This is a genomic window from Kurthia massiliensis, from assembly GCF_000285555.1.
In the GTDB taxonomy this organism is placed as follows: Bacteria; Bacillota; Bacilli; order Bacillales_A; family Planococcaceae; genus Kurthia; species Kurthia massiliensis.
Genome location: NZ_HE610997.1, coordinates 443,078 through 458,965, shown reverse-complemented (window position 1 = coordinate 458,965; position 15,888 = coordinate 443,078). Strand labels below are relative to the sequence as shown.

Here is a 15,888-nt window from a genome sequence, read left to right as displayed (position 1 = left end):
CAAGAGGTGTATAAGTTTGGCAACAAAGCAACTAGTGACAATGAAGGGGACTAAAGAAGGCCTTGTGCTGAAATTGGATGACCAGTGCGGATTTGCGGATTTACTAGATGCTTTACAGTCAACGAAAGTAGTAACGCAGCATAACGATGACGAACATTTGGAAGTGCAAATTCATTTAGGAAACCGCTATTGTACACATGAAAAACTCAAACAGTTATTACAAGTTGTCGAAGAAACGCAGCGTGTGACTGTTTCCAAAATTAAGAGCGATGTTTTAACTGTTGAAGAAAGTAACCAACGCGTGTTGGAACATCAATCTTCTACATACATCGGAATCGTACGCTCAGGCCAAGTACTTAAAATAGAAGGAGATATCGTTATCATTGGTGACGTCAATCCGAATGGCCGAGTGGAAGCAACAGGTAGCATATTCGTACTAGGACGCGTAAAAGGAATCGTACATGCAGGTAAAGGTGGCAATCGCAATGCTGTGATCGTCGCATCTTGGCTTGAAGCAACGCATTTAATGGTCGATGATGTCATTGAATTGATGACAAATGAAACGACGATTTTATCGGAGCATCCAGAGATGGAATGTGCGTATTTACATGACAATGGCCACATTGTTATTGACCGTCTGCAAAACTTACGTAATATCAGACCGAATTTGGCAACGTTTAAAGGAGGAAGCTAATGTGGGGGAAGCAATTGTAATTACTTCTGGTAAAGGGGGCGTTGGTAAAACAACAACTTCTGCGAATCTAGGAACTGCATTGGCACTTCAAGGAAAGAAAGTCTGCTTAGTCGATACAGATATCGGTCTACGTAACTTAGACGTTATTTTAGGCTTAGAAAACCGTATCATTTATGATTTAGTAGATGTCGTTGAAGGCCGATGCAAAATTCACCAAGCGCTCGTAAAAGATAAACGCTTTGATGAATTATTATTCCTATTACCGGCAGCTCAAACTTCCGATAAAACAGCTGTAACACCGCAACAAATGAAAGAGCTAATTGATGGCTTAAAACAGGATTTCGACTTTATTTTAATTGACTGCCCAGCAGGCATTGAGCAAGGTTATCGCAATGCCATCGCTGGTGCAGACCGTGCGATTGTCGTAACAACTCCTGAAATTTCAGCGGTGCGTGATGCTGACCGTATCATTGGTTTATTAGAACAAGAAGCCACAGTTCAATCACCAAAACTAATCATTAACCGTATTCGTCCCGAAATGATGGACCGTGGTGAAACATTAGACGTGAACGAAATTACGACCCATTTATCAATTGAATTATTAGGTATTATTCCAGAAGATGACAACGTGATTGCTTCATCTAATAAAGGTGAACCAATCGTCATGGAACCTTCTAATACGGCTTCAAAAGCATATCGTAATATCGTACGCCGCGTTTTAGGTGAATCTGTACCGCTTATGACCTTAGATAAGGAAAAGCCTGGCTTCTTCGCGAAATTAAAAGCGATGTTTAAAAAATAGATCAACTATACAAACCGAGTTATCAACGGATAGCTCGGTTTTTTTTGCGTGTAAATTGTGTGAATATTTCGCGTCAAAAGTTATTTTACGTTTATTCTTGACGCCCTAATACCATTATGTTATGCTTTAAAACGTTATGTAGCACCCGTGCTACAACCGCTCTGAAACAGTTTTAAAGTATCCTTCGGGGGCACTGTAGGAAGGCGAGTCTGAGTCTATTGAGGAGGTGCAGTTATGTACGCAATTATCGAAACTGGTGGTAAACAAATCAAAGTTGAAGCTGGCCAAGAAATCTACGTTGAAAAAATCAACGCTGAAGCTGGTGAAGTAGTAACTTTCGACAAAGTTCTTTTCGTTGGTGGTGATGCTGTTAAAGTTGGTGCTCCATTCGTGGAAGGCGCAACAGTTACAGCTAAAGTTGAAAAACAAGGTCGCCAAAAGAAAGTGACAGTTTTCAAACTTAAAGCTAAAAAGAACTACCGTCGTAAACAAGGTCACCGTCAACCATACACTAAATTAGTGGTTGAAGCTATCAACGCTTAATGTGTGAGGTGATAATATGATCACTGTTGAAATTCAGTCTACTGAAGATCGCAAGTCATATGGCTTTGAATTTTCAGGTCACGCCTATTCTGGCGAGCATGGTCGTGATTTAGTATGTGCTGGCGCATCTGCCATTGCCTTTGGTACTGTCAATGCGATTAACAGCTTATTACAAATCACACCGGGCATTGAGCAAGGTGAAGATGGTGGCTATTTAAAAGTTGTTGTCGATCCGAGCGATTTGACCCCTGAAAACGATGCAAAACTGCAAACTATTCTTCAAACAATGGTAACCCAAGTGTATACGATGGTTGCTAGTTATGGAGATTTTATCGAATTAAAATATAAAATGATCTAGGAGGTGGAACATATGTTACTAGTATCTTTAGATTTACAGTTCTTCTCATCTAAAAAAGGTGTAGGTTCTACTAAAAACGGTCGTGACTCTCAGTCTAAGCGTTTAGGCGCAAAACGTGCTGATGGTCAATTCACAAGTGCTGGTTCTATTTTATACCGTCAACGCGGTACTAAAATTTTCCCAGGTGAAAACGTAGGCCGCGGTGGTGACGATACTTTATTCGCGAAAGTTGACGGCGTTGTTAAATTCGAACGTTTCGGTCGCGATAAGAAAAAAGTTAGCGTATACCCTGTAGCTCAAGAAGCTTAATAATAAGCGCAAAGGACTGCACGTGTGCAGTCCTTTTTTTATGAAAGGGAGCGGCTCTCGCTTAATTCGAGGGTCGTCCTTTTTTTGTTGAAAGCTTGCTTTTCGACGCATTTCATAACGCATTTACGACAGAAAATTGGTATACTAAAAACATGAACATCTCATCGAAGGAGCGTGTACTTGTGATAGAACAGCCATTAACGATAAATGAGGTGTTGCGCTATGTTCATCATGATTTTATGAATCAGCTGCAACTTGTGAAAATGAACCTTGATTTAGAACGGATTGAAGCCGCGAAAACAGCTATTAATGATATGGCTGATGCGACTCAAACTTTTTTTAATATAAATAAATTAGGCATTCAAAAAACGATTGAATGGCTTCACACGGCTCCTTGGCGCTTTCCGTCTTTAGAGATTACTATTGAGTGTAATGTTGGATCGGCAGCGCGAGAGACATGGGACGAGGCTTTATATACGTATTTAGAGCAATCTGTAATAGCGATTTATAAAGGAATCGATCCTTTAGTAGAACAACGACTTTCATTAAATATATTTGCGAGTAAAGCGGAGTTCGAGATTTCATTTGATTTTATAGGAAAGACAACAGCCGAGCCGATTGCGCTCGAGTTGTGTAATGCAGAGCTTGAACTAGAAGATGTATCTTTTAGTCATGAGCGTTGGCATTATTGTATTTACGCCCATAAGGAGGGACTTTAAACAATGTTTGTTGACCACGTAAAAGTATATGTTAAAGGTGGCGATGGCGGAGATGGTATGGTAGCCTTCCGTCGCGAAAAATTCGTACCGAATGGTGGCCCAGCCGGTGGTGATGGCGGTAAAGGTGGCGACTTAATCTTCAAAGTAGACGAAGGTTTACGTACGCTAATGGATTTCCGTTTCAAACGTCATTTTAAAGCCGAACGCGGTGAAAATGGTATGAGTAAAAACGCGCACGGACGCGGTGCAAAACCATTGGTCGTACCAGTTCCACCAGGTACAGTTGTAACGGATGCTGAAACGGGTCGCGTTATCGCTGACTTAGTTGAAGCAGGCCAAGAAGCAGTCATTGCACGCGGTGGTCGCGGTGGTCGTGGGAATTCTCGTTTCGCGACACCTGCGAACCCAGCGCCAGAATTATCTGAAAAAGGTGAGCCAGGACAAGAACTTAATGTTATATTAGAGTTAAAAGTTTTAGCTGATGTCGGTTTAGTCGGTTATCCAAGTGTTGGTAAATCAACTTTATTATCAGTTGTATCATCAGCAAAACCGAAGATTGGTGCTTACCACTTCACAACGATCGTACCAAACTTAGGGATGGTTCAAGTAGATGATGGTCAATCATTCGCGATGGCGGATTTACCAGGTCTAATCGAAGGTGCAGCACAAGGTGTTGGTTTAGGTCACCAATTCCTACGCCATATCGAACGTACACGTGTTATTGTACACATCGTTGATATGAGTGGTATGGAAGGACGCGATCCTTACGAAGACTACTTATCAATCAATAAAGAATTAGAAGAATATAACTTACGCTTAACTGAGCGTCCACAGCTTGTAGTTGCGAACAAAATGGACATGCCTGGTGCAGAGGAAAACTTAGCAGAATTCCGTAAAAAACTAGGCGAGGACGTCAAAGTGTTCCCAATTTCAGCTATTTCTCGTCAAGGCTTACAAGAGTTATTATATGAAATCGTTCATCTATTAGATGTGACGCCAGAATTCTTATTACACGATTCTGAAGAAGAAGCATCAGATGCAACTGTATTATACAAACACGAAGCGAAAGGTGCAGACTTCGTCGTTTCTCGCGATGAAGACGGTGCATTCGTCTTAAGTGGTGATACAATTGAACGTCTATTCAAAATGACAGACTTCAGTCGTGAAGAATCAGTACGTCGTTTCTCACGCCAAATGCGTGGTATGGGTGTCGATGATGCATTACGTGATGCAGGTATTGAAAATGGCGATACAGTACGATTAATGAAATTTGAATTTGAATTTGTCGATTAGTGATGAGGGGGGAAAAACATGAAAAATGTAGCGGATCAACGTTACTATTTAGTTCGTGAAGATGTCTTAACGGACGCTATGCAAAAAACATTACAAGCGAAGCATTTGCTTCAAACAGGCGCAGTGTCATCAATTTGGGATGCTGTCAAAGAGGTCGATTTATCTCGTAGTGCCTTTTATAAGTACCGAGATGCTGTTTTTCCCTTCCACTCTATTGTACAAGAACGTATTTTAACGGTCTTTTTACAATTGGAGGATCGCAAAGGTACGTTAGCACGCTTACTCTCCACAGTTACGGAGACGCATTGCAACGTGTTAACGATTCACCAAACGATTCCAATTCAAGGAAGAGCGAATGTCACTTTATCTCTTGATGTAACAGCTATGGATGTAGAATTAGATGAACTACTGCAACATCTGAAAAAATTAGATTTTGTAGAGTCAGCTGAGGTCATTAGTTCAGGCGCGTTATAACAAGGGGGATATTTTCGTGGCAGAAAAAGATTGGGAAAATCGCGTGGCTTATTTAGGTCCAGAAGGTACATTTACACATTTAGCAACGAAACGATTATTTAAGGAAGATTGGCAAATACCGATGAAAACGATTCCTGAGTGTATAGAGGCCGTTTCAGAAGGACAAGTAGATTTTGCTATTGTTCCGATTGAAAATGCCTTAGAGGGCATCGTACCGCTTACAATTGATTATTTATATCATGAGGCGAACTTATTTATCGCAGCGGAAATTGCGATTCCGATTGCACAGCATTTAATGGTGCATCCAGATCATGCAGCGCATTGGGAAACAATCGACCATATTTATTCACATTCACATGCACTTGCGCAATGTCATAAGTATTTGTACTATCGCTTGCGAAGCGTACCACAAGATCCGAAAACATCAACGGCAGCGGCTGCGAAATACGTTTCAGAACATCCTGAAGAACGTATTGCAGCCATTGCCAATGAGGCAGCGGCAGAGCAATATGGTTTAACAATCGTCGAACGTAATATTCACGATTTTCACTTCAACCATACGCGCTTTTTCGTGTTATCGAAAAGTAACATTCGCTTAGAACGACTACAACAATCCGAGCAAATGAAGACGACGTTAATGGTGAAGCTACCGAATGATAATCCGGGAGCATTACACCAACTGTTATCGGTTTTTGCTTGGCGTAAATTGAATTTAAGTAAAATTGAGTCGCGTCCATTGAAGACGAAACTCGGTGATTACTTCTTTATCGTCGACATTTTAGCAGATGAACGTGAACCGATGATGACTGGTGCGATGGAAGAACTTCGCGCATTAGGATGTTCGGTCAAATCGCTCGGTAGCTATCATATGTTTGACGCACAGTAATAAAAAAGGGCGTACACGTCATGACGTGTACGCCCTTTTTATGTATTACATATCTTCTAATAAAAAACCGCGTTGCTTTAAACTGTCAATGGCAGCGTCTAGCTTTTCTTCTGCATCAGCTGTTAGTGTATGCAAATGAGAGCCTTCTGTTAAAGATAACAGCGGCGCTGCTTCTGTTTCATTCATGCGGCGAATAAATTGCTCAACATCGTAACGGCTTGAAACCATAATCGATGCTGTTAAATCTCCGTAGACAGGGTGAACGATTGTGACGTCCTTAACTGTTACACCCGCATCGACTAATAAGTTTAATTCTTCTGCCGTTTGGTCAGCAGAATGGTAGCTCGCAACTTGACGTTCAAAAGTGGTCGATTGTTGCTGTGCTAAATATAAATAACCTTGGCTCGTCGCAATAATTGGTTCATTACGTGCCTTGAGTAACGCCATGTCATTGACAATGACTTGACGAGAAACGTTAGAGCGTTTCGCCAATTCAGTACCTGTTAAAGCGGCATGCTCGTTTTTTAATAATTCGACTAAAAATGCACGACGCGCTTCGCCTAATAATTTTTTCATACAATCACCTCTAAATACGTTTCAACAATGTGCTATTCTAGTGTACCATTAAATATTAGTTGTTCGCATTAAAACTGAATATGTCATAAGAATATGCTAAAATGAGAATATGTGTTTGTATTTTGAAATGAAGGAGCTTGAGCATATATGTATGATTACATAAAAGGTGAAGTGACACGCATTACACCTGAATATATTGTATTAGAACAACAAGGAATCGGCTATCAATTGAATACGCCAAATCCGTACGCTTTTCATGTTAATCGTGACATCGTCCAAGTGTTCACGCATTTACAAGTTCGTGAAGACGCGCACGTATTATTTGGTTTTACATCGTTAGACGAGCGTGAACTTTTCCGTAAGCTCATTCAAGTGTCTGGCATCGGTCCAAAAGGTGCGCTTGCTATCGTTGGAAGCGGCACACCAGATGCACTTGTCGCAGCGATTGAAGGCGAAGATGAGAAGTTCCTTGTGAAGTTCCCAGGCGTCGGCAAAAAGACAGCCCGTCAAATGATTTTAGATTTAAAAGGAAAACTCGGTCAATTCCTTGGCCAAGTAGATTTGAAAAGTGCGCCTGATGAATTGCCGCTATTTGGCGTCAATCCATATCAGCACGAATTAGATGAAGCGGTACTTGCGTTAACAGCGCTTGGCTATTCTGAAAAAGAGCTTGAGAAGATTACGAAAGTATTAGCAGATGATGAAACGCTTACGACAACGGAATCTTATATGAAACAAGCACTTAAATTATTATTAAAGCAACAATAGAGAGGAGGGCGTACGATGGATGATCGCGTCATGTCAGGAAATGCGACAAATTTTGATGAATCGTTTGAATTGTCGCTACGTCCGCAAAACTTAGCGCAATATATTGGGCAACATAAAGTAAAGAAAAACTTAAAAATTTTTATCGAAGCTGCAAAAATGCGTGAGGAATCACTAGATCACGTGTTATTATATGGGCCTCCAGGGCTTGGTAAAACGACGCTTGCTGCAGTCATTGCGAATGAAATGGGTGTTAATATTCGAATGACGAGTGGTCCTGCGATTGAACGTCCAGGGGATTTAGCGGCAATTTTAAGTGGGCTAGAGCCAGGTGATGTACTGTTCATTGACGAAATCCACCGTCTACCACGTTCGATTGAAGAAGTACTCTATCCAGCGATGGAAGATTATTGTTTAGATATCGTCGTCGGTAAAGGGCCAGAAGCACGTTCGATTCGCCTAGATTTACCACCATTTACATTAGTTGGCGCAACTACACGTTCTGGAGCGCTATCTGCTCCACTTCGCGACCGTTTTGGTGTATTATTACGGTTGGACTACTATGATGAAGAAGCGTTAGCAGAAATCGTCACACGTAGCGCCTCTTTGTTTGACGTTGGCATCGATCCGACAGCTTCACTAGAATTAGCACGTCGCTCACGTGGGACACCACGTATTGCGAACCGTTTATTAAAACGTGTACGTGATTATGCACAAGTGCTCGGTGACGGCGATATTACGATTGAGTTATCGAAAACGGCGTTAGAGCTTTTACAAGTCGATCCGCTTGGCTTAGACAGCATTGACCGTAAATTGATTGAAACGATGATTGAACGCTTCCGTGGAGGTCCTGTAGGGCTTGATACGATTGCTGCAAGTATCGGTGAAGAATCAATGACGATTGAAGACGTCTATGAGCCATATTTAATGCAAATTGGCTTTATTCAACGAACACCTCGTGGTCGTATGGCAACGATGGCCGCGTATGACCATTTTGGCTATCGCCACCCATCAGAAATTTAAGAAAAAGAAGGCATAACAATTATGAAACTAGAAGATTTTGATTACCACTTACCAGAAGAACTTATCGCACAAGTACCATTAGAAAACCGTGCTGCAAGCCGTTTAATGGTTTTAGATAAAGAAACTGGTGAAGTCTCACATCATCATTTCCCACACGTCGTTGATGAATTAGAAGCAGGCGATTGCTTAATTTTAAACGACACACGCGTACTACCTGCACGTTTAATCGGCGTGAAAGAAGAAACAGGCGCACATATCGAAGTGTTATTAATTAAACAAACAGCAGACGATGAATGGGAAACATTAGTAAAACCTGCAAAACGTATTAAAGAAGGTACAATCGTATCATTCGGTGACGGTTTACTAACAGCGACTTGCACAGGTGAAATGGATCACGGCGGTCGTAAATTTAAATTTAACTATGAAGGTATTTTCATCGAAATCCTTGAAAAATTAGGTACGATGCCATTACCTCCATACATTCATGAGAAATTAGATGACCAAGAGCGCTATCAAACTGTATACTCTAAAGAGTTAGGTTCAGCGGCTGCACCAACAGCTGGTCTTCACTTCACAGAAGAAATTTTAGACGCAATCCGTGCAAAAGGTGTACAAGTAGCATTCGTTACATTACACGTTGGTATCGGTACATTCCGTCCAGTAAGCACAGACAATATCGAAGAACATGATATGCACGCAGAATTCTACAATTTACCAGAAGGCACAGCAAAAATTATCAACGACACAAAAGCAAATGGTGGTCGCGTGATCGCTGTAGGTACGACTTCAACACGTACATTAGAAACAGTTGCCCAAAACAATGACGGCAAAATCGTCGCTGAATCAGGCTGGTCTAAAATCTTTATTTACCCAGGATTTGAATACAAAGCAATCGACGGTATGGTGACAAACTTCCACTTACCGAAATCATCATTAGTGATGATGATTAGTGCGCTTGCAGGTCGTGAAAACGTCCTAAACGCATACAAAATCGCTGTAGAAAACAAATACCGTTTCTTCAGCTTCGGTGATGCAATGTTTATTCGCCCGAAAAAGAAAGGAAATTAATACATGTCTCAACAACCACCAATTCGTTACGAATTTATTAAAGAATGTAAACAAACAGGCGCCCGTCTAGGTATCGTGCACACACCACACGGCTCATTTGAAACACCAGCTTTCATGCCAGTAGGTACGCAAGCAACAGTTAAAACGATGGCGCCAGAAGAAATCAAAGCGATGGGCGCAAACATGATCCTATCCAATACGTATCACTTATGGTTACGCCCAGGTCACGAATTAGTGAAACAAGCTGGCGGTCTGCATAAGTTCATGAACTGGGACGGCGCAATCTTAACAGATTCAGGCGGTTTCCAAGTGTTCTCATTATCAGATATGCGTAAAATTACAGAAGAAGGCGTACACTTCCGTAACCACTTAAACGGTTCTAAAATGTTCTTAAGCCCTGAAAAAGCGATGGAAATTCAAAATGCATTAGGCGCAGATATTATCATGGCCTTCGACGAATGTCCACCATTCCCAGCAACATTTGAATACATGAAAGCTTCTGTAGAACGTACAACTCGTTGGGCTGCACGTTGTAAAGAAGCGCACGCACGTCCTGATGAACAGGGGTTATTCGGTATTATCCAAGGTGGCGAATACGAAGAACTACGTAAACAATCAGCACGTGACTTAGTCGCAATGGACTTCCCAGGTTATGCTATCGGTGGTTTATCAGTAGGTGAACCGAAAGATATTATGAACCGCATGTTAGAATATACAACACCGTTAATGCCAGCAGATAAACCACGTTACTTAATGGGCGTCGGTTCTCCTGACTCATTAATCGACGGTTCAATCCGCGGTATCGATATGTTCGACTGCGTATTACCAACACGTATCGCTCGTAACGGTACATGTATGACAAGCCAAGGACGCGTTGTCGTGAAAAATGCGAAATATGCAGAAGACTTCACACCAATTGATCCAGAGTGCGATTGCTATGCATGTAAAAACTATACGAAAGCGTACATCCGCCACTTAATTAAAGCGGACGAAACGTTCGGTATTCGTTTAACATCAACACATAACTTACACTTCTTACAAAACTTAATGCGTCAAATTCGCCAAGCAATCCGTGAGGACCGCTTAGGTGACTTCCGCGAAGAGTTCTTTGAAAAATATGGTTTCAATAAACCAAATGCAAAAAACTTCTAAGTCTTGTATAATATTATGTTGATAGTGTTTTTTTTATAGAGAGAAAGGGGGATGTAACAAATGGGTTCTTTAACAAGTTTATTACCGATGATTATTATTATCGCGTTAATGTACTTTATGCTGATCCGTCCGAGTCAAAAGCAACGTAAAAAGCAACAAGAAATGCAAAATAATTTATCACGTGGCAACAAAATCGTGACAATCGGCGGTATGCACGGTACAGTCGATGCTATTGACGATCAAACAGTTGTATTAACAATTGAAGATGGTTCAAAAGTTCGTTTCGAACGCGCAGCGATTCAACGCGTATTAGAAGGCGAAGGCGTATCGTTAACAAAATAATTGTCTATTTGGAGAGTCTAGGAATACCTAGGCTCTTTTTTCATAAACTTTTTTGTGACAGATGACGTCCTATTAAAGCAGATAGTTCGAGTTATTGGTATAATGATGACAGAACTCAATCATAAAGGGGCTGTTCAAATGGTCGTATTTCAATCGTTATATGAGCAAGTTGCAGTTGTATTACAAATGAAGTGTGAAGATTTCGCGATGCAGCGAACGTACGTAACGCCAGAGCAACTATGGGCATTTTGTGTGTCACACATATGGCAAGAACATCAACTAGAGCAGCTCCATATGCATGAAGTTGTCGCGGACTTATGTTCGTTAACAGTCGAACAATATTGGGCGTTACATAGCGCACAATCGTCATAATTTTTTGACGTCATTTGACACAGACGCCAAGCTGTTTCATAATAAGGCTGTTATGTAGAAAATGGCAAAGGGATATGCGTATATCCTTATTGCTTTATAAAAATAGTTTTTTCATGAGCTTATTTTTATAACATATTGTGGCATTCGTTTGAGGAGGATTTTGAATGAAATTAAGAAGTCGAATCGTCGCCTTCCTGCTAATTGTCGTCGCACTATTTGCAGCGATGGGTACGACGGTGAGTGGCGTCCTAAAAGACATCAATCTAGGTCTCGACCTACAAGGTGGCTTTGAGGTACTTTACGAAGTACAGCCGCTCGATGAAAAAAACGGTAAAGTCACAGCCGAGGATGTGCAAGCAACAGCAGATGCCATCTCTAGACGTGTTAACGTATTAGGGGTATCTGAGCCAAGCATCCAAATTGAAGGGGATAACCGTATTCGCGTACAGCTTGCTGGTGTAAAAGACCAAGACCAAGCCCGTGATGTACTATCAAACCAAGCGAACTTAACGTTCCGCGATGTCGATGATAAAGAGTTACTAAATGGTAACGATTTAAAACAAGGCGGCGCGAAAGCAGCATTTGACCAAAATGGTGCCCCAATGGTGACATTGAAACTGAAAGATGCGCAAAAATTTGCAGATATTACATCTAAGCTTTCACAACGTCCACAAGGCGAAAATTTATTAGTCATCTGGTTAGATTTTGCAAAAGGTGATTCTTATGCAAAAGAAATGCAAAAAGAAAACCCAGCTTACGCTTCAGCAGCAAGCGTAAGAGAAACGCTAAATACATCTGATGTTCAAATTACAGGTAACTTTACTGTAGAAGAAACGAAAAATTTAGCAGGTATTTTAAACGCTGGTGCATTACCAGCAAAATTAGTTGAAGTTTACTCAACATCAGTCGGTGCACAATTCGGTGATAACGCATTAAAAGCCACAGTATTTGCGAGTATCATCGGTGTAGCAGCAATCTTCGTATTCATGTTACTTGTTTACCGTCTACCAGGTTTAATCGCAGTGATCACATTAACAGTATTCACATACATCGTTCTGTGGATCTTTGAAATGATCAATGCTGTATTAACGTTACCAGGTATCGCAGCGCTCGTGCTCGGTATCGGGATGGCGGTTGATGCGAACATTCTTATGTACGAACGTATTAAAGAGGAACTTCGTATCGGTCGACCGATTAAGGCCGCTTTCCATGCTGGTTCTAAATCATCATTCACAGCAATTTTCGATGCGAACATTACGACATTACTTGCCGCTGCAGTATTATTCTACTTCGGTACAAGTAGCGTAAAAGGTTTCGCAACAACATTAATCATTAGTATCGTCGTAACATTCTTAACAGCTGTATGGGGTACACGTATTTTACTAGGCTTACTTGTGAAATCAGGTTACTTAGATAACAAACCAGGTCTTTTCGGTGTTAATAAAAAACGTGTTCACAAACTGTCTGAAGGTATTGAAACGTTAGATTTAAAAACACACTTCGATCGTTTTGATTTCGTACACAACCGTAAAAAATTCTTTGCGTTATCAGCGATTTTAATTCTTGCTGGTATGATTGTTTTAGGTATTTTCCGTCTAAACTTAGGTATCGACTTTACAGCGGGTTCTCGTGTTGAAATTCATACGTCACAATCTTTAAAATCTGATGAAGTTGAAAAAGTCGTTGAAAAAGAAGGATTAACACCGAAAGATATTTCAATCGCCGGTGATAAATCTGAAACAGCGGTATTACGCTTTGAAAAAGACTTCACGAAAGATGAAGTAAAAGAATTCCGTGCACATATGCAAAAAACGTACGGTGACGATACAGAAGTAGCGATTTCTACCGTATCACCTACAATCGGTAAAGAGCTTGCGAAAAATGCAATTAAAGCATTAATTTATGCAGCAATTGGTATTATCATTTATGTAGCGGTTCGTTTCGAATGGCGCATGGGTGTCGCAACGATTATTTCATTACTGCATGACGTATTCTTCATGGTAGCAATCTTCAGTATGTTCCGTATTGAAGTAGACATTACGTTTATCGCTGCGGTACTGACGATTGTCGGTTACTCAATTAACGATACGATCGTTACATTTGACCGTATTCGTGAAAACTTACATCGTGTCGGTATTATTAAAGATAAAGAAGAATTGGCGAATATCGTCAATAAATCATTACGTCAAACGCTTGGCCGTTCTGTCAATACAGTCGTAACGGTGTTAGTCGTTGTTATCGCGTTAATGATTTTCGGTGCAACATCAATCCAAACATTCGCACTTGCTTTACTGATCGGTTTAGTAACAGGTGTTTACTCTTCTATTTATATTGCTGCTCAAATTTGGTACGTGCTTAAAGTACGCCAAATGAAGAAAAAAGGCGGTAAAGTAGACGTAAGTAAAAAAGAACGCAAATGGGGTTCTGACGAGCCAGTCGTTTAAGTTTATTGAAAGAGTCGAGACATATCTCGGCTCTTTTTTTATGCATATTTTTGAATGCGTATGCTCAAAATGTAATGTATTTGTCACGTAGGAGTAACGTGCTATAAAATGGGCTGTGATACAATATTGTCTAATCAAGCGTAAATAGTGGACGTTTATGGGAACATACAGTAGGTAGGAGATAAGAGAATGAATGTGAAAAAATGGGGATTAGCGTTTGGCGCAACAATTGGCTTGGCATTTGCAACACCACAATTCGCACAAGCGGCGACACAAGAAGATGTATTTGTCGTATACAAAAACGATGCAGGTAAACAAGCGATTATGCAGCAAGCGTTATCGATTACGAAAGATTTCGAAGCGTTTCAAACGATTGAAGGGGCTTTTACCGATGAAGCATTGAAATCGCTTCAACAAAACGATGATATTCATATCGTTGAAAAAGAAGCTACTACATATGAAACAGCGAATGTAGATACATCGACATTAAAAAGTATTTCAAAACCACTTTGGAATGTGAAAATGACAGGTGTCCAAACGCCGTGGCAACAAGGGTTAAGTGGCCAAGGCGTCAACGTCGCTGTACTTGATACAGGTGTTGCAGAAATCACTGCGTTAAACCACGTGACGGCTTTATCATTCGTAAATGACGATCCACAGACAGCAACGAATGAAGCGACGCCAAAAGATGTAGAAGGTCACGGAACGGCTGTTACGAGCATTATTGCGGGCGGAAAACAGACGACAACTGATGGTACGTTTGTAGGCATCGCACCGAATGCGAAAGTGTATAGCTTAAAAGTGTTTGACCGAGATGGTGCGGAAATGTCGACTATTTTATCAGCTGTTGAATGGAGTATTGAAAATGGTATGGACATTTTAAACATGTCTCTCGGTGCTGAAGAAGCAGACCCGATTTTAAAACGTGCTGTTAGTGCTGCGAATGCTGCAGGCCTAACAATCGTCGCTGCAACGGGAAATGAAAGTTCATTTACACGTGTCGCACCGGTTGATTATCCAGCAGCTTATAGTGGCGTCATTGGTGTCGGTTCTGTAGATGCTTCAAAAGAGCGTTCTTATTTTTCAAATGGTGGCGAAGCGGTTGATTTTGTCGCGCCAGGGGAAGATGTACGCGTTTTAAGCTTAAAAGGAAGCACAGTGTTAGAATCAGGCACTTCATTTTCAGCACCACACGTGACGGCGATGTTAGCACTATTAAAAGAAAGATACCCAACATATTCGACAGCTCAGCTCCAAACGTTATTAAAACAATATAGTGAAGATTTAGGCGCAAAAGGGCACGACGTATTATATGGCGACGGTTTAGTGAAGTTAACAAATTTACCTGCTGTCGCAACGACAACACCTGTCGTTAATACGCCGACAGTACCTGTAGATGAAGACGGTTCAAGTTTACCAACAGAAAGTAATACGAACGTTATTGAAACACAAAATGACGCACAAAAGTACATTAGTGCGCATCAATATGACATTACGAAAGTCATTTCTAAAATTGCAGAAAATCAAAAGTTAACACTCGGTTTAGAGTTTACAAAAGTGTATTCTTTATACAATCATTTAGCAAAACCAGAACAAACGTATATTAAACAATATAATAAAAAGTTAAAAACGGTCGTCGTTTCTTCTTCAACCAAATCATCTAAATTAAGGGCGAATAACTTAACGAAAATGGCGAAAGAAAAAACAACGCAATTGAAATTTACGACAGCAATTAAACCGTCATCGTTAACAGCCAGTCGTATTTATGTGTATAAAGATGGTACAAAATTAACAGGCTTCCAATTGAAAAAAGCTGCAAGTGGGAAAGCAATTCGTCTAACATTCCCGAAAGATTTAAAAGCGGGTAATTATGTCATTATGATCGACCCGACAAATTTAAAAACGAAAACAGGAAAGAAAATTACGACACCATTCGCGGTGAAATTTACCGTAAAATAAATAAATCGCTTATAACGAGGGCATTGCTTCGTTATAAGCTTTTTTTTATAGCTTTTTTCGATAACCAACGATATTTTGGGTTGGTTTTTTTATTATAGAAGGTCGTAAG

18 protein-coding genes and 1 other annotated feature are annotated in these 15,888 nt (G+C 40.7%); of the genes, 17 read left to right on the top strand and 1 reads right to left on the bottom strand.

Features of this window, described 5'->3' with window-relative positions; genetic code table 11:
• Nucleotides 1-16 precede the first annotated feature (16 nt).
• The 9 genes from KMHG_RS06630 (at nt 17) to pheA (ending at nt 6,078) form a co-directional block, all read left to right on the top strand.
• A complete protein-coding gene (locus tag KMHG_RS06630; RefSeq protein ID WP_010288132.1) occupies nt 17-694 on the top strand; it encodes a septum site-determining protein MinC in 678 nt (225 codons plus the stop codon).
• A 1-nt stretch (nt 695) separates the two neighbouring features.
• Nucleotides 696-1,496, top strand: coding sequence for a septum site-determining protein MinD (gene minD, locus KMHG_RS06625; protein WP_010288131.1), 801 nt, complete (start codon nt 696-698; stop codon nt 1,494-1,496).
• A 144-nt stretch (nt 1,497-1,640) separates the two neighbouring features.
• Nucleotides 1,641-1,717: a sequence feature (ribosomal protein L21 leader region), on the top strand.
• 13 nt (nt 1,718-1,730) lie between these two features.
• Nucleotides 1,731-2,039 carry a 50S ribosomal protein L21 gene (gene rplU, locus KMHG_RS06620; RefSeq protein ID WP_010288129.1) on the top strand — a complete coding sequence of 103 codons (309 nt, stop codon included), beginning with the start codon at nt 1,731-1,733 and terminating at the stop codon, nt 2,037-2,039.
• Nucleotides 2,040-2,055: 16 nt separating this feature from the next.
• Entirely contained in the window at nt 2,056-2,397 is a 342-nt protein-coding gene (locus KMHG_RS06615; protein WP_010288126.1) for a ribosomal-processing cysteine protease Prp, read from the top strand.
• Between the two features lie 12 nt (nt 2,398-2,409).
• Nucleotides 2,410-2,706 carry a 50S ribosomal protein L27 gene (gene rpmA, locus KMHG_RS06610; protein ID WP_010288125.1) on the top strand — a complete coding sequence of 99 codons (297 nt, stop codon included), beginning with the start codon at nt 2,410-2,412 and terminating at the stop codon, nt 2,704-2,706.
• A 182-nt stretch (nt 2,707-2,888) separates the two neighbouring features.
• Entirely contained in the window at nt 2,889-3,425 is a 537-nt protein-coding gene (locus KMHG_RS06605; RefSeq protein ID WP_010288123.1) for a Spo0B domain-containing protein, read from the top strand.
• A gap of 3 nt (nt 3,426-3,428) precedes the next feature.
• Entirely contained in the window at nt 3,429-4,718 is a 1,290-nt protein-coding gene (obgE, locus tag KMHG_RS06600; protein ID WP_010288122.1) for a GTPase ObgE, read from the top strand.
• Nucleotides 4,719-4,736: 18 nt separating this feature from the next.
• Complete coding sequence (thrR, locus tag KMHG_RS06595; protein WP_010288118.1) at nt 4,737-5,192, top strand: transcriptional regulator ThrR; 456 nt, start codon at nt 4,737-4,739, stop codon at nt 5,190-5,192.
• A 16-nt stretch (nt 5,193-5,208) separates the two neighbouring features.
• Complete coding sequence (pheA, locus tag KMHG_RS06590; protein ID WP_010288117.1) at nt 5,209-6,078, top strand: prephenate dehydratase; 870 nt, start codon at nt 5,209-5,211, stop codon at nt 6,076-6,078.
• A gap of 45 nt (nt 6,079-6,123) precedes the next feature.
• On the opposite strand, the gene KMHG_RS06585 is transcribed toward pheA, so the two are convergent.
• Nucleotides 6,124-6,654 carry a transcription repressor NadR gene (locus tag KMHG_RS06585; protein ID WP_010288116.1) on the bottom strand — a complete coding sequence of 177 codons (531 nt, stop codon included), beginning with the start codon at nt 6,652-6,654 and terminating at the stop codon, nt 6,124-6,126.
• A 147-nt stretch (nt 6,655-6,801) separates the two neighbouring features.
• Here KMHG_RS06585 and ruvA point away from each other — a divergent pair, with 147 nt between their 5' ends.
• The 8 genes from ruvA (at nt 6,802) to KMHG_RS06545 (ending at nt 15,779) form a co-directional block, all read left to right on the top strand.
• Entirely contained in the window at nt 6,802-7,422 is a 621-nt protein-coding gene (gene ruvA, locus KMHG_RS06580) for a Holliday junction branch migration protein RuvA (RefSeq protein ID WP_010288115.1), read from the top strand.
• Nucleotides 7,423-7,437: 15 nt separating this feature from the next.
• A complete protein-coding gene (gene ruvB, locus KMHG_RS06575; protein WP_010288114.1) occupies nt 7,438-8,442 on the top strand; it encodes a Holliday junction branch migration DNA helicase RuvB in 1,005 nt (334 codons plus the stop codon).
• Nucleotides 8,443-8,463: 21 nt separating this feature from the next.
• Nucleotides 8,464-9,510 carry a tRNA preQ1(34) S-adenosylmethionine ribosyltransferase-isomerase QueA gene (gene queA, locus KMHG_RS06570; RefSeq protein WP_010288112.1) on the top strand — a complete coding sequence of 349 codons (1,047 nt, stop codon included), beginning with the start codon at nt 8,464-8,466 and terminating at the stop codon, nt 9,508-9,510.
• A 3-nt stretch (nt 9,511-9,513) separates the two neighbouring features.
• A complete protein-coding gene (gene tgt, locus KMHG_RS06565; RefSeq protein ID WP_010288111.1) occupies nt 9,514-10,662 on the top strand; it encodes a tRNA guanosine(34) transglycosylase Tgt in 1,149 nt (382 codons plus the stop codon).
• A 60-nt stretch (nt 10,663-10,722) separates the two neighbouring features.
• Nucleotides 10,723-11,004: a preprotein translocase subunit YajC gene (gene yajC, locus KMHG_RS06560; protein WP_010288103.1), complete on the top strand. Its 282-nt coding sequence runs from the start codon at nt 10,723-10,725 to the stop codon at nt 11,002-11,004.
• A gap of 138 nt (nt 11,005-11,142) precedes the next feature.
• The gene (locus KMHG_RS06555; RefSeq protein ID WP_010288102.1) at nt 11,143-11,376 is read left to right on the top strand and encodes a post-transcriptional regulator; all 234 of its coding nucleotides are present in this window, start codon (nt 11,143-11,145) and stop codon (nt 11,374-11,376) included.
• Nucleotides 11,377-11,540: 164 nt separating this feature from the next.
• Nucleotides 11,541-13,820 (top strand): protein translocase subunit SecDF, encoded by a 2,280-nt coding sequence (gene secDF / locus KMHG_RS06550; RefSeq protein ID WP_010288101.1) that lies wholly within the window; start codon nt 11,541-11,543, stop codon nt 13,818-13,820.
• Nucleotides 13,821-14,009: 189 nt separating this feature from the next.
• Nucleotides 14,010-15,779, top strand: a complete 1,770-nt coding sequence (locus tag KMHG_RS06545; protein ID WP_010288100.1) for a S8 family peptidase — start codon at nt 14,010-14,012, stop codon at nt 15,777-15,779.
• Nucleotides 15,780-15,888 lie beyond the last annotated feature (109 nt).